We start from the raw sequence: 24,819 nt of genomic DNA on the forward strand, positions 1-24,819 counted from the left end.
CTCACGTCAGCGCCGCTCCAGCGGGCCGGGGCCGAAGGGCCGTCCTGGCCCTCGGCCCCTTTCGCGGCATCCATGCCGCTCACCCGCCTCCTCGACCCTGCCGTTCGGCCGGCCAAACGGGGCACTGGGGTGCCGGCTGAGAGTTGGGCGTCATAGAGCAGACCTGCGTTCCAAACCTGCTGATCTACTGAATTAGTGCCGCCAAGAAACATGAGAAGAGAAGAGAAGAGAAGAGAAGAGAAGAGAAGAGCTGACCAGCCTTTTAAAAAGACACTTCCAGCCGGCACCCAGCGCCCTGCTCAGGAGGCCGAGCGCAGCCGTTCTGTAGGTGGGTGAGCGGCAAGGAGGCCGCGAAAGGCGTCGAGGGCCAGGACGGCCCTTCGACGCTGGCCCGCCGGAAGGGCGGCGGAGTGAGGGGACCCGGAGCGCAGCGTAGGGCCGGATGACCAGGGCAAGCTTTTTTGGTTACTTTTTTGCGGGGCGCGCAGCCGCGACTGCAAAAAGTAACCCGCCCGGCAGGGGCGGAACGGGAAGTATCAGCAGACACCTAAAATCAGCTTAGCGACCTGAGCTGAGCACATCCCCCACCCCAACCCTCCCCCGCAAGCGGGAGAGGGGGCAGTTCGGCAGGCGGGACTACCTTCCAGCACTGGAACAGGCGCTTGCGTAGGGTGGCTGAAGGCGCAGCCTCATCCACCAAACCACCAACGCGAAGTCAGTGCGACTTGAGCCCCGCCGCCGTCAACACCAACCTCAACACCCAGGCCACCACCCCCAGGGCCACCAGGCTGCAGGCCCAGATACCTGCCATCCAGGCCAGCCGCTGCCAGAGCGGCTTGCTGTCGGCGGGGTTGGGTTCGCGCGAGCGGCCGGCCATCAGTGGTAGCCCTCCCCCGCGCGTACCTTGCCGCGGAACACGTAGTAGCCCCAGAAGGTGTACATCAGGGTGATGGGGATGATGAACAGGGTGCCGATGAGCAGGAAAAGCTGGCTCTGCGGCGGCGACGAGGCCTCCCAGATGGAGACCGCCGGCGGGATGATGTTCGGCCAGAGGCTGATGCCCAGGCCGCTGTAGCCGAGGAAGATCAGCGCCAGGGTCAGCAGGAAGGGCGCATGGTGCGAGTCCTCGCGCAGGATGGCGCGCAGCAGGGCCAGGGTCACCACGCCCACCAGGATCGGCACCGGCAGGAACCAGAACAGGTTGGGCATGCTGAACCAGCGGGCGGAGATGGCCGCCTGGCTCAGCGGCGTCCAGATGCTCACCACCGCAGTGAAGGCCAGTAGCAGGAACAGCAGCGGCTTGGTCAGGCGGCGCATGGTGGCCTGTAGCGGGCCTTCGGTCTTCATGATCAGCCAGGTGCTGCCCAGCAGGGCGTAGGCGGCGATCACGCCCAGGCCGCAGAACACCGAGAAGGGCGTCAGCCAGTCCAGCGGACCACCGACGTACTGGCGATTCTCCACCGGGAAGCCTTCGATGAAGGCGCCCAGGGCCACGCCCTGGCAGAAGCTGGCCAGCAACGAGCCGAAGATGAAGGACTTGTCCCACAGGGCTTCCTTGCCTTCCTGGACCTTGAAGCGGAACTCGAAGGCCACGCCGCGGAAGATCAGCCCGATCAGCATGAAGATCAGCGGCAGGTAGAGCGCCGGCAGGATCACCGAATAGGCCAGCGGGAAGGCGCCGTAGAGACCGGCCCCGCCCAGCACCAGCCAGGTCTCGTTGCCGTCCCAGATGGGCGCCACGGTGTTCATCATCACATCGCGGTCTTCCTTGCCCTTGACGAAGGGAAAGAGGATGCCGATGCCCAGGTCGAAGCCGTCCATGACCACGTACATCATGAGACCGAAGATGATGATGATCGCCCAGATCAGCGGGAGGTCGATGCCAGGGATGCCGTTCATGCGCGGTCTCCGCTCAACTGGTCGGTGGGATTGTTTTCTTCCAAGCCATCGTCGGCGCCGGACAGTGGCCGCTTGGGATGGCGATCGGTGCCCGGACCGCCGGAGGTGGGCAGATCGCCCTCGCCGGTGTGCGGACCCTTGCCGATCATGCGCAAGGCATAGAGGGTGCCGATGCCGAACACGGCGAAGTAGACCACCACGAAGGCCACCAGGGTGATGCTCAGTTGGGTGACGCTGTGGTTGGACACCCCGTCCTTGGTGCGCAGCAGACCGTAGACGATCCACGGCTGGCGGCCCACCTCGGTGGTGAACCAGCCAGCCAGCAGGGCGATCAGGCCGATGGGACCGGTGCAGACCATGAATCTCAGGAAGGTGCGGGTCTCGAACAGCTTGCCGCGCCAGCGCAGCCAGGCGCTCCACAGGCCGGCGGCGATCATCAGCAGGCCGAGGGCGACCATGATGCGGAACGACCAGAACACCACGTAGGCCGGCGGCCGGTCTTCCTTGGGGAAGTCCTTGAGCGCCGGGATCGGCTCGGTGAAGCTGTGCTTGAGGATCAGGCTGCCGAGCACCGGGATCTCCAGCTTGAAGCGGGTTTCCTCGCGCTCCATGTCCGGCCAGCCGAACAGGATCAGCGGGGTGGCCTCGCCGGGCGGATTCTCCCAGTGGCCTTCCATCGCGGCGATCTTGGCCGGCTGATGTTCCAGGGTGTTGAGGCCATGGGCGTCACCGACCATGGCCTGGATCGGGGCCACCAGCAGGGCCATCCACAGCGCCATGGAGAACATCTTGCGCACCGCTGGATTGTCGTTGCCGCGCAGCAGGTGCCAGGCCGCCGAGGCACCGACCAGGAAGGCCACCGACAGGTAGGCGGCGATGGTCATGTGCGCCCAGCGGAAGGGGAAGGACGGGTTGAAGATCACCGCCAGCCAGTCCACCGGCACGATGCGGCCGTCGACGATCTCGAAGCCGCTCGGGGTGTGCATCCAGCTATTGGACGACAGGATCCAGAAGGTCGACATCAGGGTGCCGATGGCCACCATCACCGTCGAGAAGAAGTGCAGGCCACGGCCCACCCGATTCCAGCCGAACAGCATGACGCCGAGGAAGCCGGCCTCGATGAAGAAGGCGGTGAGCACCTCGTAGGTCAGCAGCGGCCCGGTCACGGCGCCGGCGAAGTCGGCGAAGCCGCTCCAGTTGGTGCCGAATTCATAGGCCATCACCAGGCCGGACACAACGCCCATGCCGAAAAAGATGGCGAAGATCTTCAGCCAGAAGTGGTACAGGTCCTTGTAGACGTGGTCGTCGGTCTTCAGCCAGAGGCCCTCGAGCACGGCGAGAAAGCTCGCGGTACCGATGGACAAGGCCGGGAAGATGATGTGGAAGGAGACGGTGAAGGCGAACTGGATCCGCGCGAGATCCAGAGCTTCGAGGCCGAGCATGATGATTCCTCTCAGGCACGCCGGCCATCGAGGGTAGCCGGTCGAGTAGGACGCTGACCGAGGTTCGAACCCCTCGGCGCCGGGACGGTTCTAGCGCAACGCGGAAAAAACCCGAGCACTAGCCCATCCAGTCGACCGAAAGGCTGACGCGGATCAATGTCAGGCTTTAGAGTAGTCCTCCTGGATACATTTGCTTACGTGGTTCGATGTCGCATTGGGCAGGCTGTCGCACCCCCGCAGTTGTATGACGATAAGCCCCAGGTGGCTTAAGATGCCGCCTCCGCCCCGAGCCCCCGTCATGTCCGGCGATACCCTGCTGCTGCGTCACCATCGTCCCTTCGTCGCCTTCTGGTTCGCCCGCATCTGCACCGCCGGCAGCTTCCAGATGCTCACCGTGGCCATCGGCTGGCACCTCTACTCCCTCACCGGCAACGTGCTCGACCTGGGGCTGGTCGGGTTGGTGGAATTCCTGCCGCGGGTGCTGTTCATGCTGCACACCGGCCACGTCGCCGATCGCTACGACCGCCGCCGGGTCGCTGCCCTGTGCCAGACCGGCCAGGGGCTGATCGCCCTGGTGCTGCTGGTGGGCAGCCTGAACCAGGCGGTGACCCGCGAGCTGATCTTCATCCTGGCCTTCTGCCTGGGCACCGCCCGCGCCTTCGAGCAGCCCACCACTCAGGCGCTGCTGCCCAACATCGTGCCGCCGGCGATCTTTCCGCGGGCCATCGCCGCGGCGGCCTCGGCCATGCAGGGGGCCACCATCATCGCCCCCGCGTTGGGTGGCCTGCTCTATGCCCTCGGCGCCGCCTGGGTCTATGGTCCGGCCCTGCTGTTCTACGGCGTGGCGGTGGTGCTGGTCTCCAGCCTGCCGGCGCGGCAGACGCCCAGCCAGAAGGAAAAGCCGACCCTGGACAACCTGCTGGCCGGCATCCGCTTCATCAGGAGTCGTCCGGACGTGCTCGGCGCCATCTCCCTGGATCTCTTCGCCGTGCTGCTGGGCGGTGCCACCGCCCTGCTCCCGGTGTTCGCCGCCGACATCCTGCTCACCGGTCCCTGGGGCCTGGGCCTGCTGCGCTCGGCGCCGGCGGTGGGCGCCCTGGGCATGTCCTTCCTGCTGGCCTACGTCAGCCTCGATCGCCACGTGGGACGCATCATGTTCGGCGCGGTGGGCCTGTTCGGCGTGGCCACCATCGCCTTCGGCCTCTCCACCTCGCTGTGGTTCTCGCTGTTCACCCTGGTGGTGCTGGGCGCCGCCGACATGGTCAGCGTGGTGATCCGCACCTCCTTCGTCCAGCTGGCGACCCCGGATGCCATGCGCGGTCGGGTCAGTGCGGTCAACGGCCTGTTCATCGGCGCCTCCAACCAGCTCGGCGAATTCGAGTCCGGAGTCACCGCGCACTTCTTCGGCACGGTACCGGCGGTGGTGATGGGTGGCGTCGGCACCCTGGTGGTCACCGGAGTCTGGATGAAACTGTTCCCCGGCCTGGCCAAGCGCGATCGGCTGCACGAACCGCCCCAGTCCTGAACATCCGGCAACGCTTGCCGGGCTGAACCTAGACCCGAGCGGGACGGTCAGCAGTCAGACACTTTCCCGTGCAGGAGTCTGGACATGCAGCTTTCCCTCAAGGGCCAGGTCGCCCTGGTCACCGGCGGCAGCTCCGGGATCGGCGCCGCCGTCGCCGAAGCCCTGGGCAAGGCCGGTGCCGCCGTCGCCATCAACTACCACTCCCACGCCGAGCCGGCCGAAGAACTGGCTCAACGCATCCAGGCCGCCGGCGGCCGCGCCATTGCCGTAGGCGGTGACGTCGGTGACGAGGCCGCGGTCAAGGCCATGTTCGAACGCACCCTGGAAGCCTTCGGTCGTCTGGACATCCTGGTGGCCAACTCCGGCCTGCAAAAGGACGCGGCGGTGGCCGACATGTCCCTCGCGGACTGGAACACGGTGATCAACACCAACCTCACCGGCCAGTTCCTCTGCGCCCAGGCGGCGATCCGCCAGTTCCGCCGGCAGGGTCACGACGAGAGCATCTCCCGTGCCCTGGGCAAGATCATCCACATGAGTTCGGTGCACGAGGTCATTCCCTGGGCCGGCCACGTCAACTACGCCGCCTCCAAGGGTGGGGTCAACCTGCTGATGCGCAGCCTGGCCCAGGAAGTCGCCGCCGAGGGCATCCGCGTCAACAGCATCGCCCCGGGCGCCATCGCCACCGCCATCAACGAAGAGGTAACCGGCGACGAGGCCAAGGCCCGCGAGCTGCTCAAGCTGATCCCCTACAAGCGCGTCGGCAAGGTCGAGGACGTGGGCAACGTGGCGGTCTTCCTCGCCAGCGACCTGGCCGACTACATCGTCGGCACCACCCTCTTCGTCGACGGCGGCATGTGCCTCTATCCGGGATTCGAAGATAATGGCTGATTCCACTTCCGTGCACGCCCGCCGCAGTATCGGCGCCCACGGTGTCATCGGCGACCTGCGCACCTGCGCCCTGGTCGCCACCGACGGCACCATCGACCACTTCTGCTGGCCGAATCTGGACAGCCCCTCGGTATTCGCCGCCCTGCTCGACTCGGAAAAGGCCGGTTACTTCAGCCTGGCACCCATATGGGAAGACGCCCGCGAACAACAGCTCTACCTACCGGATACCAACATCCTGCAGACCCGTTGGTTATCGGCAGAAGGCGTCGCCGAGGTCACCGACCTGATGCCGGTGTGCAGCGCCGAGGACACCAAGCCGCGCATCGTCCGCCGGTTGCAGATGGTCGCCGGGCGCGGCCGCATCCGCCTGGTCTGCGCCCCGGCCCATGACTACGCCCGCGCCCAGACCCGCGCACGCCTGGTGGAGGGCGGCGCCCTGTTCGAAGCCGACGGCCAGCCCACCCTGCGCCTGGCGTCCAGTATCGAGCTGCAGGTCGACGGCAACAGTGCCTTCGCCGAATTCGAACTGGAACAGGGCGAGCAGCTGGATTTCGTGTTCGGCTGCGCGGAGGACGCCAAGGTCGTCACCGGCCAGACCGATCTCTGCTTCGAGGATACCCTCACCTACTGGACCCAATGGGCGGCCAAGAGCCATTACCAGGGCCGTTGGCGCGAAATGGTCACCCGCTCCGCCCTGGCGTTGAAGCTGCTCACCTCCTGCAAGCACGGCTCCATCGCCGCGGCCGCCACCTTCAGCCTGCCCGAGGCGCTGGGTGGTGAGCGCAACTGGGACTATCGCGCCTCCTGGATCCGCGATTCCTCCTTTACCGTCTATGCCTTCATGCGCCTGGGCTACACCCAGGAGGCCAAGGACTTCATCCACTGGGTCAGTCGCTGCATGAAGAACAGCCACAACGAGCCAGAACGGCTGCAGATCATGTATCGCCTGGACGGCGGCCTGGACCTGCCCGAGGAGTCCCTCGAGCACCTGGCCGGCTATGCCGACTCCAATCCGGTGCGCATCGGCAACGAGGCCTACAAGCAGACGCAGTTGGACATCTATGGCGAACTGATGGACGCCGTCTACCTGTCCAACAAGTACGGCGAGGCCATCTCCCACGAAGGCTGGCGCCACGTGGTGCGGATGATCGATCACGTCTGCGAGGTGTGGGACACCCCCGATGCCGGAATCTGGGAAATGCGCGGCGAGCCCGAGCACTTCCTGCACTCGCGGCTGATGTGCTGGGTCGCCATAGATCGCGCCCTGCGCCTGGCGGTGAAGCGTTCGCTGCCCATGCCGTACGAGCGCTGGTACGCGGCGCGCTCGGCGATCCAGGAGGATATCTGGGACAACTTCTGGAGCGCCGAACTGGGGCATTTCACCGCCACTCGTCACGGCAAGAGCCTCGATGCGGCCATGTTGCTGATGCCGCTGGTGCGCTTCGTCAGTGCCACCGACCCCCAGTGGCTGGCGACCCTCGACGCCATCAAGCAGCACCTGACCTACGACGGTATGATCCGTCGCTACGATCCGGCCGATACTCCAGCGGACAACCTCGACGGCGAGGAAGGGGCCTTCGTCGCCTGTTCCTTCTGGTACGTCGAATGCCTGGCGCGCGCCGGTCGCGTCGACGAAGCCCATCTGGAGTTCGAGAAACTGCTGGGTTACGCCAACCCGCTGGGTCTCTACGCCGAGGAACTGGACAAGCGCGGCTATCCCCTGGGCAACGTACCCCAGGCGCTGTCGCACCTGGCGCTGATCAGCACGGCCTTCTTCCTGGATCGCAAGCTGAGCGGCAAGGACCCGCAGTGGCAGCCGTAGTTTGACCCGGATGGCCACTCCTGGGAGGTATCAGCCTCTTAGGAGAAACTGACTTTCTTGCACTTTATCGCGGCCATGGGCCGCTCCTACAGGTGACGACGCCACTGTAGGAGCGGCCCATGGCCGCGATGAATCTTGGCAGTGAGATCAAACAGCGACTCTGGCTTTGAACTGATCAGCTTACCCTGATCAGTTGCCCCTCACGCCACCCGACTCTGCCCCAGCACCTCGTTGACGCAGTTGGCCATGTCGTCGATGTGCCAGGGCTTTGGCATGAAGCGGGCACGGCCGGCGCCGCGGGGGACCGCCAGGCGATCGCCGGAGGTGAGGATGACCGGGATGTGTGGCCAGCGCTGTGAGACCACCTGGGCGAGCGCCTCACCGTCCATCTGCCCGGGCATGCGGACGTCGGTGAAGAGAACGTCCACCCGGGCATCGGTCTGCTCCAGGTAGCTCAGCGCCGCATCGGCGGTGGGTAAGGCCACTACCTGCAGGTCGACGAGGCTCTCCAGGGCTTCCGTGGCCAATTCCCGCAGCAACGGCTCATCCTCTACTAGCAGCAGTAGCGGACGATAGGAGCCTAGTGGAGCGGATGCCTGGGTCATACCCCAACAGACTTTGCCGGGCAGACTCGGTTCTGACCGTTCGGCCTGCTTGTATCCCAAAGTCGACAACCGGCAGCAACAGCCCCTCTAAACGGCAACTTTCAGCGCCTCCCTGACTCGAAGCGTTCACCCCAGGGGCCTCCTGTGGTATTCTTTTTTAATCGAACGATCAATAAAAAAAGAATCCTTTCCCTTTCGGCAGCTCGCAAGGAGTCCCCATGAGTGCGACGCCCTCATCCGGCACCGTACGGCTGAATCCCCCCGCGTTCTACTGCGCGGCCGCGGTGATCCTGCTGTTTTCCCTGGCCGTCATCGGCCGTCCCGAACAGGCAGGCGCCTGGTTGCTCCAGGCCCAGACCTGGGCGGCCAACACCGTCGGCTGGTACTACCTGCTGGCCATGACGCTCTATCTGGTGTTCGTGGTGGTCACCGCCCTCTCCGGCTACGGCAAGATCAAGCTCGGTGCCGACCACGACCAACCCGAGTTCAGCTATCTCTCCTGGGCCGGAATGCTGTTCGCCGCCGGCATCAGCATCACCCTGTTCTTCTTCTGCGTCTCCGAACCCCTGACCCACTTCACCCAGCCGCCGGCCGGCGAAGGTGGCACCCCCGCCGCGGCGCGTCAGGCCATGCAGATCCTCTTCCTCCACTGGGGCCTGCACGGCTGGGGCGTGTTCGCCCTGGTAGCCATGGCCCTGGCCTACTTTGCCTATCGCCACAACCTGCCGCTGGCCCTGCGCTCGGCGCTCTATCCGCTGATCGGCAAGCGCATCAACGGGCCCATCGGCCATGCCGTGGACGCCTTCGGCATCATCGCCACCATCTTCGGCCTCGGCGCCGACCTGGGCTTCGGCGTGCTGCACCTCAACGCCGGCCTCGACTACCTGTTCGGCATCAGCCACAGCCACTGGGTGCAACTCGTCCTCATCGTACTGATGATGGGCGCGGCCATCGCCGTGGCCGTCTCCGGCGTCGACAAGGGCGTGCGGATCATGTCCGACATCAACATGGTGCTGGCCGTCGCCCTGCTGCTGTTCGTGCTGTTCGCCGGGCCCACCCAGCACCTGCTCAACACCCTGATCCAGAACATCGGCGACTATCTCGCCGCGCTGCCGGGCAAGAGCTTCGATCTCTACGCCTACGACGAGCCCTCCGACTGGCTGGGCGGCTGGACGGTGTTCTACTGGGCCTGGTGGATCGCCTGGGCGCCCTTCGTCGGCCTGTTCATCGCGCGCATTTCCCGCGGTCGCACCATTCGCGAATTCGTCTTCGGCGTGCTGTTCATCCCACTGGGCTTCACCCTGGCGTGGCTGTCGATCTTCGGCAACAGCGCCCTGGAACTGGTGCTCGGCCAGGGCCTGACCGGCCTGGCGCAGACTGCCCTCACCGACCCGGCCATGGCCTTCTACCGGGTGCTGGAGACCTATCCGGCCAGCCGCGTGGTGATCAGCGTCGCCGTGCTGGTGAGCTTCGTCTTCTTCGTCACCTCGGCCGATTCGGGCACCGTGGTGCTGTCCACCCTGTCGTCCACCGGCGGCGAAGCCGACGAAGACGGCCCCAAGTGGTTGCGGGTGTTCTGGGGCGCAGCGGTGGCGGTGGTCACCGGCGGCCTGTTGTTCGCCGGCAGCATGGATGCCCTGAAGTCGGCGGTAGTGCTGACCTCGCTGCCCTTCTCGGTGGTGGTCCTACTGATGATGTGGGGCCTGCACAAGGCGCTGCACCTGGAATCCCAGCGCCAGCGCGCGCGATTGCACTCCCTGGCACCGGTGGCCACCAACGGCAAGGTGCGCCATGGCGGCTGGCGCCAGCGGCTGTCCCAGGCGGTGTACTTCCCCTCACGGGACGAGGTCTATCGCTTCATGGACAGCACGGTGCGCCCGGCCATGGAGGAAATGGTGGAGGTTTCGCGGGAGAAGGGCCTGGTGGTGGATACCCAGTTCGACGCCACCAACGCCAACCTGCAGCTCATTATCGGCCATGGCGAGGAGCATCCCTTCATCTACCAGGTGATCATGCAGGGTTACTTCACGCCCTCCTTCGCCCGCGCCGGCATCGGCGGCCTACACCTGAAGAATCGTCGTTACTACCGGGCCGAGGTGCACCTCACCGAAGGCAGCCAGGACTACGACCTGGTGGGCTACAGCCGTGAGCAGATCCTCAACGATATGCTCGACCAGTACGAACGCCACCTGCAGTTCCTGCATCTGGTGCGCTGACCCGCGGTTTTTTCTTCACCCGAAAGGCCATTGAAAGCCACTAAAGTCGTATAATCGCCCCAGGGCCGGCCCCGCGCCGGTCCCGGGGTCGGTACCCCTCGCCGGTCCCCCGTCGCTCGGAGACCCTCTTGCCCACCCCGTCCACCGCCCCGCCCTGTCCGCCCCTGCTGCAATGGCTCGCGCTGCTGCTCTGTTCCGCCCTAGTCGGCGGCCTGCTCAGCTGGGCGCAGGTCCCGGCCGCGCTGTTCCTCGGTCCCATGCTCACGGCCATCGCCTTCGGCGTGGGCGGCGCCAGCATCCGGGTGCCGAAACGCCTGTTCCAGTCCGGCCAGGGCATCGTCGGGTGCCTGATCGCCCACGCCATGACCGCCGCGGTGCTGCTGACCGTCGCCGAACACTGGCCGGTGATGTTGCTGGCCACGGCCTTGACCGTACTGCTCAGCCTGCTTACTGGTGCCCTGCTGGTGCGCTTCGGTGGCCTGCCCGGCAGCACCGCCGCCTGGGGCACCACGCCGGGTGCAGCGGCCGCCATGGTCGCCATGGCCGAGGAATATGGCGCCGATCCGCGCATCGTCGCCACCATGCAGTACGTGCGGGTGGTCTGCGTGGTGGTGATCAGCGCCGTGGTCGGGCGGCTGCTGGGGGCCGAGGGCAGTGGCACCGGGCACCAGGCCACGGTGGTCAGCCTCGATGGCCATTTCGCCTTCAACCTGCTGCTGACCCTAGGGGTGGCCCTGATCGGCAGCTGGCTGGGCGCCCGCCTGTTTGCCGCCGGCGCCCTGCTGCTGCCCATCGCCCTGGGCACCGTGCTGCAACTCAATGGCTGGCTGGACATCACCCTGCCGCACGCCCTGCTGGCCCTGGCCTATGGCGCCATGGGCTGCTACGTCGGCCTCAGATTCGACCGTGCCACGGTGCGCTACGTCTGGCGCGCCCTGCCGAAGATGATCTTCGCCTCGCTGCTGCTGATCGCGCTGTGTGCGCTCTCGGCGCTGCTGATGGCGAAGCTGATGCACGTCGACTTTCTCACCGCCTACCTGGCCACCAGTCCGGGCGGACTGGATTCCATGGCCATCATCGCGGTGGATGCCCATGCCGACGTTGGGCTGGTACTGGCGATGCAGGCCTTGCGCCTGATCGGGGTGGTCCTGAGCGGGCCCTTGCTGGCCCGTCAGTTGGTCAAGCTCGCCCGCACCTGAACAGGTGCGGGCCTGGTGCGACTCAGGCCGAGCGTCGCTCCACCTGGGCGGTGATGTTGTAGCCATTGGCGGCATGGCCACGCACCACGACCCGCGCATTGGGATAAAAGCCCTTGAGGCGCTGCTGGAACAGAAAGTAGATTTCCGCGCCCGCGCGGATCTCGGCGGGGTCGGTCAGGGTGAGCGAGAAACTGCGCACGGGATCGCTGGCATGCTGCTGTTCGTCCTGTTCGATGCGCTGCATGGCGTCGTCGACGATTTGTTCGGCAATCTGCGACATCGGGTGACCTCCTGGTCGGCTAGTATCAAGACGTCGTCCACAGGGACGGCTGTACCGCTAGAGACCGCGGACGCCCCGCCGGGATTCGCCAGCGCAGCGAGATTCCGACGAAATTGTCGACCCGGTCGAGCCGTCGCGGTCCTAGGATGTCGCCAAGGGCGACTCGCCCTGTCTTCCACCGCAAGGATCTTTCTGCCCCATGGCCCAAGGCCCTACCGCTGCCGCCTCTCGCAACCTGGTCACCCAACGCCTGGCGCTGGCCCTGCTGGTGTGCGCCGTCGCGGTCATCCTCGCCCTGGAGTCCTGGCAGGTCTGGCGCAATTACCAGAACGCGTTCGCCAGCGCCCGCAGCGATGTCGGCAACATCACCCTGGCGGTGTCCCAGCACGCCAGCGATGCCCTCAAGGAGGCCAACTCCCTGCTGATCAGCATCCGCGACCGCCTGGACGACACCCCGCTGGCGCAGTTGGACCGGCCCCGCATGCACCGGCTGCTGGCCCGTCAGGCCGCCCTGCTGCCGCAGCTGCACGGGTTGTTCGTCTACGACCGTGACGGCAACTGGCTGGTGACCGACCAGGGCGCCATCCCGCCCCAGGCCAATAATGCCGACCGCGAGTATTTCCAATTCCACCGGCAGCATCCCGAAGACGTCCTGCACGTCGGCGCCGTCATCCGCAGCCGTAGTTCCGGCGAGCTGATCATCCCGGTATCGCGGCGCATCGACGACGCCGAAGGTCACTTCGCCGGCGTCCTGCTCGCCACCATTCGCCTGCAGTACTTCGTCGACTACTACGCCCGTTTCCGGCTCGACGAGCGCGGCGCCATCACCCTGGCCCTCGACGACGGTACCCTGCTGGTACGCCGGCCCTTCCAGACGGACTTCGTCGGCACCAACCTCGCCGCCGGCGAGCTGTTCCAGCGGCACATCCAGCAGGCCGCCACCGGTACGGCCCTGGTCCGCGCGGTGGTCGACGGCCAGCAGCGGCTCTATGCCTTCGAACACCTGCAGGGCTATCCGCTGGTGGCCCTGGCCGGTATCTCCCGCAGCGCCATCCTCGCCAGCTGGCGCCAGGACATGCTGCGCTCGGTCGTGGTCGTGGGCATCCTGGTGGTCGGCATGCTGGTCTTCGGCTTCAGCCTGTTGCGGCAGATCCGCGCCAACGTCCGCAGTGAAGCGGCGCTACGCCAGGCGCACGACGAGTTGCAGCTGCTGACGCTCAAGGACAGCCTGACCGGCCTGGGCAATCGCCGCCAGTTCGACACCCTGCTGCCGCTGGAACTGGCCCGGGCGCAACGCAGCGGTCAGCCGCTCAGCCTGCTGATGATCGACGTCGACCATTTCAAGGCCTACAACGACCACTATGGCCACCCCGCCGGGGATCGCTGCCTGCAGGCGGTCGCCGGCGTGGTGGCCAGCGCGGCCCGGCGTCCGGGGGATCTCGCCGCGCGCTATGGTGGCGAGGAGATGGCGCTGTTGCTGCCCAATTGCGACGAACTCGGCGCCTATCGCGTGGCCTGCATCGTGCAAGAGCGGCTGCTCGCCCTGGAGCTGCGCCATGCGACCAGTCCCTTCGGGCGCATCACCATCAGCCTCGGCTTCGCCGTGCACCAGCCGAGCCAGAGCCGGCACCCCCAGGCGGCCAGCCTGCTGGCCAGCGCCGACGAAGCCCTGTACGTCGCCAAGCATTCGGGCCGCAACCGCACCCACCCCTCTCCCGCGCCCGACTGAGCTAGCCGCAGATCATGGCACCGCGATAGTGCACCCGGTCCTTGCCGGCGCGCTTGGCCTGGTAGAGCTCGCCATCGGCCTGCTTGAGCAGTTCCGACGGCAGGCTGCCGGAAGCGAGTCGTGTCACCCCGGCGCTGAAGGAAAAGCACGAGCCGGCCTGGGTATTGCCGCGGATGTCGTCGAGCAATCCCTGCAGGCGCAGCGTCAGTTCCCGATCGTCCTCGGACGTTAGCAACACGCCGAATTCCTCGCCACCCAGCCGGCCGAAGTAGCCATCGGGGAAATGCCGCGCCAGCGTGGCTGCCGTTTCCCTGAGCACCAGATCGCCCACGTCGTGCCCGAAGCGGTCGTTGATGCGCTTGAAGTCGTCGATGTCGAGCATGACGAAATACCAGTCCGGCGACGGCTCCGCGCAGACCCGCTCCAGATCCAGCATCAGGGCGCGTCTGTTGGCGATGCCGGTCAGGGCGTCGGTTTCCGCCTGCAGGCGATAGCTTTCCTTGAGCTGCAGGGTGCTGTCGACGATCCGCACGAAGGTGGCACTGAGCAGCAGGCCGAGCACCATGCCGGCCACTATCATCGCTACCAGCAGCGGCAGCGTCTGGGGGCCGACGCTGTCGAGCTGACCCTGGAAGAGCACCAGCCAGACCGCCCCGGCAGCGACGCCGTAGTCGAGCACATGGGCGAACAGGATGGTCGAGCCGAGGGTGATGATGATGGCGATGGGGATCATCCAGGCATGGCCGGCCTCGCCCATGCCGGCAATCTGGAAGCGGAAGGCCAGGGCCTCGAACACCACGAAGATCAGGGCGAATAGTCGCCAGGACAGGAAGCGCCGCGCGGTGCTCATCGCCAGGCAGGAAAGCGCCATGCCGCCCAGGGCCAGCCAACCCCAGATCGCCACCCCCTCGCGGAGGAAGGGGTTGATCGCCACACTGAGCAGCCAGCCGAGGATACCGGTGCACTGCGCCAGGACGTTGGGCACTTGCAGCATCTGGCGAATGTGGGTCTGGTACGTCATCGAAACACTCTGGCGCCAAATTTAGTGGCTAAATGACATCATATGCCTGACGCCATTCCTTGCCTTTCGTCGCCGATCTCCGGCACGCAGGGAGACTAGACATCCGTTCATCAGATCTCACCCATCCAGTCAATGAGACCTCGTATCTGGCGCTACAGGCACGACGGACAGCGGGAAAAATCCGCCACCGGTCTGCTCGGCCTGCAAGGACTTCTCCGCCGCTCGCTAGGGTAGGGACAGGAATTCTCGGCTAGGCTTGGCAGTAACGGTACGGTCGTTCATATTCCTCACGATTTACGTCAGTCCTCCCTATCGGTATAGAACAAACCAGGCTTCATCATGGAAATCGATGCGCTGTTCGATCACCTGCACATACTGCCCAGCATCCCCAAGGTGGCCCAGGAGCTCATCCAGCAGTTCGACGATCCCACTAGCAGCATCGAGGAGATCGCGCACAACTTGTCCCTCGATCCGGTGCTCTCGGCCAAGGTACTGCGCCTGGCCAACTCGGCCCGCTTCCGTGGCGTGCGTCCGGCGACCAGCATCGAAGGCGCGGCCATCCGCCTAGGCTTCGACGCCCTGCGCACCCTGGTGCTGGCTTCGGCGGTGACGGCCGCCTTCCGCTACAACTCCAGTTTCGATCCTCGCGACTTCTGGCAGCACAGCTTCGATGTCGCCAGCGTCTGCCGGGTCATCGCGGGCCAGACCGGGGCCGACCGGGAAACCGCCTTCACCTGCGGCATGCTGCACAACATCGGTGAATTGCTGATCCGGACCGCGGCGCCCGACATCGGCACGCGTATCGATGCCGAGCAGCGTGCTCCGGCAAGCGTGACGCCCGACCAGGCTGTCGGCTTCGGCTACCCCGAGGTAGGCGCCGAGCTGGCGCGGCGCTGGCAGCTACCGCTGCTGATCCAGGAGGCCATCGCCTATCAGCAGCATCCGCAGGACGCCCCCAACGAGACCGGCATGGCCCGGCTGGTGGCCCAGGCGCGGCTGGTGTCCTTCGTGCTGCGCCGCCATGGCGGCATCAACGAGCAGGCCAAGGTCGCGCTGGTCAATCCCTTGCTCGACGACCTGGATCTCGCCCGGCTGCTGGAGGAATTGCCCGAGATCATCGAGGCGGACAAGGCCTTCGGCACCCTCATCAACTGACCGGTCGTCCGCGGCGACGGCCGCTGCCATCGCATGCATCACAAATCTGCCAGTCGGTCGTAGCGGATTCCGAACGGGTGTCGCAAGAATCGGTCGAAGCCATATAGCTAACAGGAGTGATTGCGATGGCCGAGCCGCTGAAGTTCACGGATGCGAACACCATCATCAAGGGCGCCTTCCAGCCCATGTTGTGTGCCATGACCGCCCAAGACCCCGCCACCTTCAATGTCGAGGTCTATGCACCCAACGGCACGGCCCTCCTGCAACGACGCATCGCCCGGGTCGACCTGCTGGACAACTCCCTGCTGGAAGCCTTCATCTGCGACAGCCGCGCGCGCATCGAACGGGCCACCCACGAGCGGCTCGACTGGCAGGTGCGTTATACCCGCGCCTGCTGACCCGGCTTCCTGATCGAGGAAGGCGCCCCGCGAGGCGCCTTTTTCGTGCCCGTCAGTCGTTGAGCACTCGCTTCTGCTTCTCGCCCTGGGCCTTGATGGCCGGCGTTTTATCGACTTTTTTCTGGGTGGAAGGATTGGCCGTGGAGGTGTCGTCGGCGCTGTCGCGGTTGCTGGTATTGGAGCTGCCCGGCGCGCCTATGCCGTTACCGGTGACCCCGGCGTCGTTGTTGTTGCTGGCGGCCAGGCTCGGGCCGGCCATGAGCGCCAGCGCGGCGCTGCAGGCAAGGATCAGGGAAGTCTTGCGCATCTTGGTGTCCTCCTGCCGCGAAAAGGAGGGTGTCGCGGGCTGCACCCTGGCTGATTAGGCCAAAGGCCGGGCCAAGCGTTCCCGCCTTCCTATAGACTAACGGCCATCCCGCCGCACCTTGCCAGGTGCGGCCGTCGTGTTCAGGAGTTGCCGTGAAGCACCGTTATCTCATCGTCGACCGCACCGCGCTCGACACCCCCGCCCTGTTCGAGTACCTGGCCGAGGCGCCACAGCATCGCGTCATCGTCTCCGGCGGGACGGCCGAACAGCTGTTCGCGGCGGACCTCTGGCCGCGGCTGCGCGAACGTCTGGCGCCCCATGCCGAACGCTTCTTCTTCGCCGACTCCAGTGGTCCCTTGCTGCAGGCCGAACTGGAGGGCCGCAAGCCCGGCCTGCTGGATCGCGACCTGACCCTGGCGTTCAAGGACGCAGTGACCGCCGACGCCGAGGACGACCGGGTGCTCAACCGCATCCGCAACGAATTGCTCGATACCGACCACGACTACCAGGCCAACCGCCGCATCTTCCTCAACAGCCTGCTCGGCCAGATGCGCCGCGCCCTGCCGGCCGGTGCGGTGACCGCCGGCAACTGGCAGGATGCCATCCGCCAGGCTATCGCCGCTGCCCAGCAGGGTCTCGCCAAGGGCTTCGCCCCGGGCCTGGCCGATGCGCCCTTCAAGGTCTTCCTCAAGGCCTATCCGCTGGCCGCGCGCTACGTCGCCCAGCTCGCCGTGCTGCTGATCACCGCCGGTCGCCAGGACAACGACGTGCTCATCGACCGCTTCGTGGCCCAGGACCCGGCCCTGGTGGCTACGCTGTTCGATGGCCTGCTCAGCGAGGACGACGAGCAGCGCCAGGCCTATACCGCACTCAAGCGCACCCTGGATGCCCTAGGGACGGGCGGCCAGGCGCTGCACTGAGCCGCCCCTAGAGCCGCCCAAGGAGCGCCGGCAGGATCACCCCGGCCGCTCCCAGCAGTTGCCAGTCACCGTTGAAATCCGCCGCTGGCTGCGGATCGATGCGCACCACAGTGGCGCCCTGCTGGCGCGCCACCACCGGCAGGCTGGCCGCTGGCTGTACCAGGCCGGAGGTGCCGATCACCAGGCAGAGATCGCAGCGCTCGGCCAGCGCCCAGGCGGTGGCCAGGGCTTCCGCCGGCAGGGACTCGCCGAACCAGACCACCCCCGGGCGAGCCAGACCGTCGCAGGCAGCGCAGCGCGGTGGCGCCACCAGCGAATCTCCGGTCTCCGGCAACGGCGGCGACGCCAGGGGTCGCGCGCAGTCGAAGCAGCGCGATGCGTGCAGGCTGCCGTGCAGATGGATGACGTCGCGACTACCGGCGCGTTCGTGCAGGTCATCGACGTTCTGTGTGACCAGCCGCAACCGTCCATGCCGCTCGGCCCAGGTCGCCAGGGCGCGATGGGCCGGATTGGGCTGGGCCACGAGCACCTGCGCACGGCGCCATTCGTACCAGCTCCAGACGCGGGTCGGGTCTTCCCGGAAGGCCTCCGCTGTCGCCAATTGCGCCGGATCGAAGCGCGCCCAGAGACCGGTCAGCGCCTCGCGGAAGGTGGCGATGCCACTCTCCGCCGATACGCCCGCCCCGGTCAGCACGAGTATTTCGTCGGCTGCCCGCAGATCTTCGAGCAAAGACCCCGGCAAGGTCGGCAGTCCGCTTCGGCAATCCAGGGATTCGGGCATGGTGGTGGCTACTCCTTGAAATCTGGCGCAAAACAACCGGGCCTCGCGGACCGCGGAAAAGTCCGAAAGTGTGACGATACTCGACGGATGGTGAGTCCACTCATCGTTTTCCGCCCAACCGAGGTTCACCCACGCAGCCACAGGCCGATAATCCGGGAGTCCGCGCCCGATGTCGCTCCGACCCTAACGGTATGTGAATGAAGAAGTCCCTCTTTGCCAAGTATCCGCGCCGGCTCGTCGCTGGCGCGCTGTCCCTCGTCGCCGTCGCCAGCCTGGCCGGCTGGTTGTGGCTCAAGCCCACCGATCCGGCCCCGACCGCCACCGCCATGCTCGCCAGCGTGCAGCAGGCCCCCGAACACTGGACCCAGCAGCCACGCGATCTCTCCGTGCTGCTGGCCGATCTGCGCGCCAAGGCCATCAGCGGCGCCGTGATCGGCGACCACACCCTCTACCTCGACACCAACCGCGGCGAGCACTATGCCGTGGCCGACAACGGCGGGCGCATCGCCAATCTGCTACTGGCCGACTACGCCGCCCAGGGCGAGCCGCCGTTCCCGGTGGCTAGCTGGAACGAGGCCGGCCAGCGCCACGCCTGGCTGGATGCGCTGCTGATCAACCTGCCGGGCTACCTGCTCCTGCTGCTGCTCGCCGTGCCCCTGGCGCTGCGTTTCGCCAGCCCCTTCAAGCTGCACCGCAAGGGCACCGGCATTTCCTTCACGGACGTGGTCGGCGCCGCCGAGGCCAAGCGGGCGCTGGAAGACGTCACCACCTGCCTGCGCAACCCCAAGGCCTTCGCCGCCCTGGGTGCCCGTCCGCCCAAGGGCGTGCTGCTGACCGGCGAGCCCGGCACCGGCAAGACCCAGCTGGCCAAGGCCCTGGCCACCGAGTGCAACGCCCACTTCATCCAGGTGACCGGTAGCGACTTCTCCTCGATGTTCTTCGGCGTCGGCATCCAGAAGGTCAAGGCGCTGTTCCGCACCGCGCGCAAGAAGGCGCCCTGCATCATCTTCATCGACGAGATCGACGGCATCGGCCGCCGCGCCGAGCAGTCGCGTTCCAGCGACGCCGAGGCCAACCGCATCATCAACCAGTTCCTCACCGAGCTGGACGGCTTCGACGGCACCAGCGGCGTGCTGGTGCTGGGCGCTACCAACTTCGCCGACTCCCTGGACCCGGCTCTGCGCCGCGAAGGCCGCTTCGACCGCACCATCGCCGTGCCGCTGCCGAGTCTGGAAGACCGCCGCGCGCTGTTCGAACTCTATGCCGGCAAGCTGCCCTGCCAGGGCGAGCTGGATCTCGCCGCCCTGGCGCGCAATACCGTGGGCCTGACCCCGGCGGCCATCGCCTACATCAGCAACCACGCCGCCCTGCTCGCCGCTCGCGAGAACGCCAGTGCCGTGACCATGACCCACTTCGTCGAGGCCATCGAGACCTGCCGCATCGGCGAGCAACCGGTCGGCGTCACCCCACTGGGCGCCGCCGAGCGTACCCGCATCGCCGTGCACGAAGCCGGTCATGCTCTGGTCGCCGCGGTGCTCAACGTCGGTCGGGTGGAAAAGGTCACCCTGTTGCCCCGCGGCCAGGCCCTGGGCGTCACCCTGATCACCCCCACCGAAGACAAGCGCCTGCACCTGAAGTCGGAACTGGAAGGCCGCATCCAGATGCTGCTGGCCGGTCGCTGCGCCGAGCAGCTGTACTTCAACGAGGTCTCCTCGGGCGCCGCCCAGGACCTGCAGGAAGCCTCCAAGCTGGCGCTGTCCATGGTCGCCTCCCTGGGTATGGGTCCGAGCGGTTCGCTGCTCAGTCTGCAGGCCCTGCGCGATGCCGGCATCGAGTTCGACGCTGCACCCAGCATCGCCTCTGCCGACCAGTTGCTGCACAGCCTGGATCATCGTTGCCTGGCGCTGATCACCGAGCTCAAGCCGGCCCTGGACGACATCACCGACCAGTTGCTGCGCGACGAGACCATCCCCGGTAGCGCCGTGGCCGAAGCCATCGCCCGCGCCAGCGGCCTGGAAGCCTGCGGCGCCCTCAATCGCGCCCTGGCCTTCGTGCCGGAGCGTGCGAGCGAGGGCGAACCTCGCATCGCGGCTGCCTTCAAGAGCGAATGATGCCGGCGACGCTGCGCTGAGACGAAAAAAAGCCCCGGTCTGCCGGGGCTTTTTCATGTCAGCGCCTGGGCAGACGCTCAGAGGATATTGGCGTAGTCCGCCTCGATCCGATCCAGGCTCAGGTGGTTGAGGAAGTTGGAGAAGCACATCCAGGCGGCCAGGGCGTTGAGGTCCTGGAATTGCGCTGGCAGGTACTTGGGCGGCACCACCACGCCTTCGTCCACCAGCTGGCGCAGGATGCGCATGTCCTCCAGGGTGGTCTTGCCGCAGAACAGCAGCGGGATCTGCTCCAGCTTGCCCTTGCGCACCGCCAGCTGGATGTAGTTGTAGATCAGGATGAAGCCCTTGAGATAGGACAGGTCCTTGGTGAAGGGCAGCCCGGTGGGCGTCGAGCCGCGGAACACCCGGCTGGCGTTCTGGTAGCCCGACTCCAGGTCGTAGCCCTGCTCCTGGAAGAAGCGGAAGACCTCGAGGAAATCGGCGCCGTCCTCGGCCAGGTGGATGGCGCGGGTGCGGTTGGTCAGCTTGCGCAGCCGGGTCGGATAGGAAGCGAAGGCGATTACCTCCATGAGGATCGCCAGGCCCTCCTGGGTCACGGTGGACGACGGCGGCCCCTTGGCCAGGAAGGTGCAGATCGGCTGGTTCTGACCATTGAGGGTGGTGCCGACGTGCACCAGCCCCTCGTGGACCTCCAGGGCGCGCACGTCACGCTCGTTGAACAGGGCGTCGGCGCGCACCTTGATGTAGTCGGCGCCAGCCGCGGCGTCGGCGACGATGCCATCGGACTCGAACACCCGGATGGTGCCCTCGTTCTCGCCGAACACCTGGTTCAGCCGCGCCTGCAGGATGGGTACCGCGTCCTTGGCGGTCAGGGTCTTGGGCTCGTCTTCCAGGGCACCGCGATGGGCGATGTTGTCCAGGTAGCTGGACATCATCATGCCCAGGTCGGCCAGGGTCGGATCGCCGGCATGGAAGGCATCCGAGGCCGCGCCGTAGAGTTCCTGGGAGATCAGGCCAAAGTCCGGAGTACCACGCGCCTGCAGCATGCGGATCACCATGCGGTACTCGCGGCACATGCGCCTCATGATCTGGCCGACCGGATTGAACTGGCCGAGCTGGCGGGTGATCTCCCGCTCGATACTCTGGAATTCACCCTTGAGCGCATCGCCATCGAAGCTCAGCGGCCGGCTCTCGTAGAAGGCCCGATCCACCGCCGGCAGTCGCTTACCCTTGCCATCCAGGAAGCCCTGGCGCACCCCGTCGTCCCACTTCACCGCATCGAGGATACGGATCGGCGCCTGGGCCGCGACGATGCGATCGGACAGCTGGCGGATGGTCTGGTGATAGGGATCGAGAAAGGGCTGGCGAGCATTCATGGTGGGAACCGGTCGACGAGCGAGGCTTCAAGAATGGCCGCTACGTCGACGTTTGCCTAGTTTCCGTGATGAAAGACCGCCCTACTTGGCGAACAGCTGGCTCATATCCTTGAAGGCCTTGAACTCCAGGGCGTTGCCGCAGGGGTCGAAGAGGAACATGGTGGCCTGTTCGCCGACCTGGCCCTGGAAGCGGATGTAGGGCTCGATGACGAACTTCGTCTCGCGGGCGCGCAGCCGGTCGGCCAGGGCTTCCCATTCGTCCCAGCCGAGCACGATGCCGAAGTGCGGCACCGGCACGTTGTGACCGTCCACGGCATTGGTGTGGGCCTCTTCCTGGGACGCGGTCTTGGGATGCTCGTGGATCACCAGCTGGTGGCCATAGAAGTCGAAGTCGACCCAGTGGTCGCTGGAGCGGCCCTCGGCGAGGCCGAAGACGTCGCCGTAGAAATGTCGGGCCGCGGCCAGGTCGTAGACGGGGATGGCGAGGTGAAAGGGCGACAGGGCCATGGGTGAAATCCTGTTGAGGGGGGTGGTGCCATTCTCACCCCAGGTTTTATTGCGCAGAAAGCGTATTTTCTTCGCCCCGAGCAACGAAAATTTTGTCGCTCGATGCCCTGGCCGGCTACAGTGCTTTCCCTTCACTCCAGGCAGTCGCCATGCTCCGCGAACTCAAGACCTTTCTCGCCGTCGCCCGCCATGGCAGCTTCGCCGCGGCCGGTCTGCACGTGGGCCTCACGCCCTCGGCGGTGAGCGCCCAGATCCGCAACCTGGAACTGAACCTGGGTGTGACGTTGTTCGACCGCAACGGCCGCAGCGCCCTGCTCAATGCTGCCGGCCGCCGCGCCCTACCCCTGGCCGAGGAAATCCTCGCCACCTACGCCCGCATGGCCGGGGTCGGCGCTGGCGAGGAGATCCAGGGCGAGTTGCGCATCGGCGCCATCGCCAGCGTCCAGACCGGCCTGCTGCCCGGTACCCTGGTGCGGCTGCGCCAGCGGGCGCCGCGCCTGGAACCGCGCCTGGTGCCCGGGGTGTCGCTGGCCCTGCTCAGCCAGGTGGATGCTGGCGAGCTGGACCTGGCCATCCTCATCCGCCCGCCCTTCGAACTGCCCAAGGAGCTGCACGCCACCCCCCTGTTGCAGGAACCCTTCGTGCTCATCGCTCCGCCCGACTTACCCGGCGACGATCCACGCCTGCTGCTGGAAACCCAGCCTTTCATCCGCTACGACCGCCACTCCTTCGGCGGCCGCCGGGTCAGTGCCTTCCTGCGCGAGCAGCGCCTGGCGGTACGCCAGGTACTGGAACTCGACGAACTCGATGCCATCGTCAAGATGGTCGAGCACGGTCTGGGCGTGGCCCTGGTGCCCTGCGCAGGCCTCTGGCTGGAGCATCCACGGGTGCGCCGGCTGTCTCTTGGCACCCTCACCTTCCATCGTGAATTGCAGGTCATCAGCCGCCACGCCGGGCGCGACCTGCCGGCCGTGGCGCTGTTCCGCCGCTGCCTGACCGAGGCCGTGTCAGAACACCTGCACCAGCAGCCAGTAGAGTGACGCCGACAGCGCCATGGCCACCGGCAGGGTAAGCACCCAGGCCAGCAGCAGATTGCGCACCGTTGCCCACTGCAGTCCGGAGCCGTTGGCGGCCATGGTGCCGGCCACCCCTGAGGACAGCACATGGGTAGTGGAGACCGGCAGGCCGAAGGCGTCCGCCGCCCCTATGGTGCCCATGGCCACCAGTTCGGCCGAGGCGCCCTGGGCGTAGGTCAGGTGGGTCTTGCCGATCCGCTCGCCGACGGTGACGACGATGCGTCGCCAGCCAACCAGGGTCCCCAGGCCCAGGGCGATGGCCACCGCCACCTTCACCCACAGCGGGATGAAGCGGGTGGCCTGGTCGATCTGCCGCTTGAATTCCCTGAGGTCCTCCTGCGCCTTGGGCGCCAGGCCCGCCAGGTGCTCCCTCTCCAGCAGGCGGATGGACTCCGAAGCCAGGTACATGGCATTGCGCACATTGGGCATGCTCTGCGCCGGCACGTTGTTGAGGGCGCCGTACTGGCGCACCTCGCGAGCGATGTCGTCGGTGATGGCCGCCAGCGCCGGCAGCACCTCGGGATTGCTCTGCCGCTTGCGCACGAACTCCAGCAGCACGCCATGGGAATCGGCAGGAGCGGCCTGGGGCGCCGCCTGGCGCAGGCCATTGGCGGTGACTTCGGCCACGGCGGCGAAGGCCGGGGTGGCTGTCGCCGGCACGGCTCGATTGAGGGCATAGGCGGTCGGCAGGGCGCCGACCAGGATCAGCATGATCAGCCCCATGCCCTTCTGGCCATCGTTGGAACCATGGGCGAAGGACACCCCGGTGCAGGTGAGGATCAGCAGCCCGCGAATCCACGGTGGCGGCGGTTCGGTACCCTTGGGCTCCTGGTAGAGGCTACGGTCGCGCACGATCCGCTTGAGCAACACCAGCAGCAGGGCGGCGCAGACGAAGCCGATCAGCGGCGAGAACAGCAGCGCATAGCCAACCTTGGCCACCTGGCCCCAGTCCACGCCGCTGCTGCCATCCAGGCCGCCCAGCCAGGCGTGCATCAGGCCAACGCCGATGATGGAGCCGATCAGGGTATGGGACGAAGACGCCGGCAAACCCAGCCACCAGGTACCGAGATTCCAGATGATGGCGGCGATCAGGAGGGCGAAGATCATGGCGAAACCCTTGCCCGCCCCCATCTCCACCACCAGGTCCACCGGCAACAGGGCGATGACGCTGAAGGCCACCGCACCGCTGGAGAACAGCACCCCGAGGAAGTTGCAGAAGCCGGACCAGAGCACCGCCGCATTGGGCGGCAGCGAGTGGGTGTAGATGACCGTGGCCACGGCGTTGGCGGTGTCGTGGAAGCCGTTGACGAATTCGAAGCCCAGGGCGATCACCAGCGCCAGGGCCAGGCCGGCGAAAGGCAGCCAGGTGGTGGGCGGGGACTGGGTGTCGCTGACGTCGTTGTGGATACCGCCGAGGGTCACCGCCAGACCGGTCAGCAGCAGCACGATGAACAGCACGATCCGCAGCGGACCGGGCTTGCGCGAACCGTGCAGGGGATGGGACAGCGGTGACAGGGAAGCGGCTGGACTGGACGAAGGCATGGGGCGAACTCCGACACGGG

General features: G+C 66.4%; 22 protein-coding genes. 11 read left to right on the forward strand and 11 right to left on the reverse strand.

Annotated elements, in window-relative coordinates:
• Positions 1-715 precede the first annotated feature (715 nt).
• The 3 genes from QZ471_RS14780 to QZ471_RS14790 are packed head-to-tail and all read right to left on the reverse strand — an operon-like array spanning position 716 to position 3,341.
• Positions 716-877, reverse strand: a complete 162-nt coding sequence (locus QZ471_RS14780; protein ID WP_074529420.1) for a DUF2474 domain-containing protein — start codon at positions 875-877, stop codon at positions 716-718.
• Positions 877-1,899: a cytochrome d ubiquinol oxidase subunit II gene (gene cydB / locus QZ471_RS14785; RefSeq protein WP_295465052.1), complete on the reverse strand. Its 1,023-nt coding sequence runs from the start codon at positions 1,897-1,899 to the stop codon at positions 877-879. Before cydB ends, QZ471_RS14780 begins: the two co-directional genes overlap by 1 nt.
• Positions 1,896-3,341, reverse strand: coding sequence for a cytochrome ubiquinol oxidase subunit I (locus QZ471_RS14790; protein WP_295465054.1), 1,446 nt, complete (start codon positions 3,339-3,341; stop codon positions 1,896-1,898). Before QZ471_RS14790 ends, cydB begins: the two co-directional genes overlap by 4 nt.
• 298 nt (positions 3,342-3,639) lie before the next feature.
• Between QZ471_RS14790 and QZ471_RS14795 the strand changes: the two genes are divergently transcribed.
• The 3 genes from QZ471_RS14795 (at position 3,640) to QZ471_RS14805 (ending at position 7,576) form a co-directional block, all read left to right on the forward strand.
• The gene (locus QZ471_RS14795; RefSeq protein WP_295465056.1) at positions 3,640-4,866 is read left to right on the forward strand and encodes an MFS transporter; all 1,227 of its coding nucleotides are present in this window, start codon (positions 3,640-3,642) and stop codon (positions 4,864-4,866) included.
• A gap of 84 nt (positions 4,867-4,950) precedes the next feature.
• On the forward strand, positions 4,951-5,754 hold the full coding sequence (locus tag QZ471_RS14800) for an SDR family oxidoreductase (RefSeq protein WP_295465058.1): 804 nt from the start codon (positions 4,951-4,953) through the stop codon (positions 5,752-5,754).
• Positions 5,747-7,576, forward strand: a complete 1,830-nt coding sequence (locus tag QZ471_RS14805) for a glycoside hydrolase family 15 protein (RefSeq protein WP_295465060.1) — start codon at positions 5,747-5,749, stop codon at positions 7,574-7,576. Before QZ471_RS14800 ends, QZ471_RS14805 begins: the two co-directional genes overlap by 8 nt.
• Before the next feature lie 200 nt (positions 7,577-7,776).
• Here the strand turns inward: QZ471_RS14805 and QZ471_RS14810 are convergent, their stop codons facing one another.
• Positions 7,777-8,181 carry a response regulator gene (locus tag QZ471_RS14810; RefSeq protein ID WP_295465062.1) on the reverse strand — a complete coding sequence of 135 codons (405 nt, stop codon included), beginning with the start codon at positions 8,179-8,181 and terminating at the stop codon, positions 7,777-7,779.
• A gap of 251 nt (positions 8,182-8,432) precedes the next feature.
• Here QZ471_RS14810 and betT point away from each other — a divergent pair, with 251 nt between their 5' ends.
• Together betT and QZ471_RS14820 are read left to right on the forward strand one after the other, a co-directional pair.
• Positions 8,433-10,397 (forward strand): choline BCCT transporter BetT, encoded by a 1,965-nt coding sequence (gene betT / locus QZ471_RS14815; protein WP_295465135.1) that lies wholly within the window; start codon positions 8,433-8,435, stop codon positions 10,395-10,397.
• A gap of 128 nt (positions 10,398-10,525) precedes the next feature.
• Positions 10,526-11,596, forward strand: coding sequence for an AbrB family transcriptional regulator (locus tag QZ471_RS14820; RefSeq protein ID WP_295465064.1), 1,071 nt, complete (start codon positions 10,526-10,528; stop codon positions 11,594-11,596).
• A gap of 22 nt (positions 11,597-11,618) precedes the next feature.
• On the opposite strand, the gene QZ471_RS14825 is transcribed toward QZ471_RS14820, so the two are convergent.
• Positions 11,619-11,876, reverse strand: a complete 258-nt coding sequence (locus tag QZ471_RS14825) for a hypothetical protein (RefSeq protein ID WP_059230036.1) — start codon at positions 11,874-11,876, stop codon at positions 11,619-11,621.
• Positions 11,877-12,075: 199 nt separating this feature from the next.
• On the opposite strand from QZ471_RS14825, the gene QZ471_RS14830 reads away from it, so the two are divergent.
• Entirely contained in the window at positions 12,076-13,605 is a 1,530-nt protein-coding gene (locus QZ471_RS14830; RefSeq protein WP_295465067.1) for a sensor domain-containing diguanylate cyclase, read from the forward strand.
• Between the two features lies 1 nt (position 13,606).
• Here the strand turns inward: QZ471_RS14830 and QZ471_RS14835 are convergent, their stop codons facing one another.
• Positions 13,607-14,626 (reverse strand): GGDEF domain-containing protein, encoded by a 1,020-nt coding sequence (locus QZ471_RS14835; protein ID WP_295465069.1) that lies wholly within the window; start codon positions 14,624-14,626, stop codon positions 13,607-13,609.
• Between the two features lie 336 nt (positions 14,627-14,962).
• Between QZ471_RS14835 and QZ471_RS14840 the strand changes: the two genes are divergently transcribed.
• Together QZ471_RS14840 and QZ471_RS14845 are read left to right on the forward strand one after the other, a co-directional pair.
• Entirely contained in the window at positions 14,963-15,781 is an 819-nt protein-coding gene (locus QZ471_RS14840; RefSeq protein WP_295465137.1) for an HDOD domain-containing protein, read from the forward strand.
• 125 nt (positions 15,782-15,906) lie between these two features.
• Positions 15,907-16,179 carry a hypothetical protein gene (locus QZ471_RS14845; protein WP_295465071.1) on the forward strand — a complete coding sequence of 91 codons (273 nt, stop codon included), beginning with the start codon at positions 15,907-15,909 and terminating at the stop codon, positions 16,177-16,179.
• Positions 16,180-16,231: 52 nt separating this feature from the next.
• On the opposite strand, the gene QZ471_RS14850 is transcribed toward QZ471_RS14845, so the two are convergent.
• Positions 16,232-16,486, reverse strand: a complete 255-nt coding sequence (locus QZ471_RS14850) for a hypothetical protein (RefSeq protein ID WP_295465073.1) — start codon at positions 16,484-16,486, stop codon at positions 16,232-16,234.
• A 152-nt stretch (positions 16,487-16,638) separates the two neighbouring features.
• Here QZ471_RS14850 and QZ471_RS14855 point away from each other — a divergent pair, with 152 nt between their 5' ends.
• On the forward strand, positions 16,639-17,406 hold the full coding sequence (locus QZ471_RS14855) for a hypothetical protein (protein WP_295465074.1): 768 nt from the start codon (positions 16,639-16,641) through the stop codon (positions 17,404-17,406).
• 7 nt (positions 17,407-17,413) lie between these two features.
• Here QZ471_RS14855 and QZ471_RS14860 read toward each other — a convergent pair whose 3' ends face one another.
• Entirely contained in the window at positions 17,414-18,187 is a 774-nt protein-coding gene (locus tag QZ471_RS14860; protein WP_295465076.1) for an NAD-dependent deacylase, read from the reverse strand.
• A gap of 197 nt (positions 18,188-18,384) precedes the next feature.
• Here QZ471_RS14860 and QZ471_RS14865 point away from each other — a divergent pair, with 197 nt between their 5' ends.
• Complete coding sequence (locus QZ471_RS14865) at positions 18,385-20,298, forward strand: AAA family ATPase (protein ID WP_295465078.1); 1,914 nt, start codon at positions 18,385-18,387, stop codon at positions 20,296-20,298.
• A gap of 77 nt (positions 20,299-20,375) precedes the next feature.
• Here QZ471_RS14865 and QZ471_RS14870 read toward each other — a convergent pair whose 3' ends face one another.
• The gene (locus QZ471_RS14870) at positions 20,376-21,674 is read right to left on the reverse strand and encodes a flavohemoglobin expression-modulating QEGLA motif protein (protein ID WP_295465080.1); all 1,299 of its coding nucleotides are present in this window, start codon (positions 21,672-21,674) and stop codon (positions 20,376-20,378) included.
• Positions 21,675-21,755: 81 nt separating this feature from the next.
• Complete coding sequence (locus QZ471_RS14875; RefSeq protein ID WP_058790091.1) at positions 21,756-22,181, reverse strand: VOC family protein; 426 nt, start codon at positions 22,179-22,181, stop codon at positions 21,756-21,758.
• Between the two features lie 149 nt (positions 22,182-22,330).
• On the opposite strand from QZ471_RS14875, the gene QZ471_RS14880 reads away from it, so the two are divergent.
• A complete protein-coding gene (locus QZ471_RS14880) occupies positions 22,331-23,221 on the forward strand; it encodes a LysR family transcriptional regulator (protein ID WP_295465083.1) in 891 nt (296 codons plus the stop codon).
• On the opposite strand, the gene QZ471_RS14885 is transcribed toward QZ471_RS14880, so the two are convergent.
• Positions 23,189-24,799 (reverse strand): inorganic phosphate transporter, encoded by a 1,611-nt coding sequence (locus tag QZ471_RS14885; protein ID WP_295465085.1) that lies wholly within the window; start codon positions 24,797-24,799, stop codon positions 23,189-23,191. The genes QZ471_RS14880 and QZ471_RS14885 overlap by 33 nt on opposite strands.
• Positions 24,800-24,819: the final 20 nt, after the last annotated feature.

The sequence above is a fragment of the uncultured Pseudomonas sp. genome, assembly GCF_913774235.1.
Taxonomy (GTDB): Bacteria; Pseudomonadota; Gammaproteobacteria; order Pseudomonadales; family Pseudomonadaceae; genus Chryseomonas.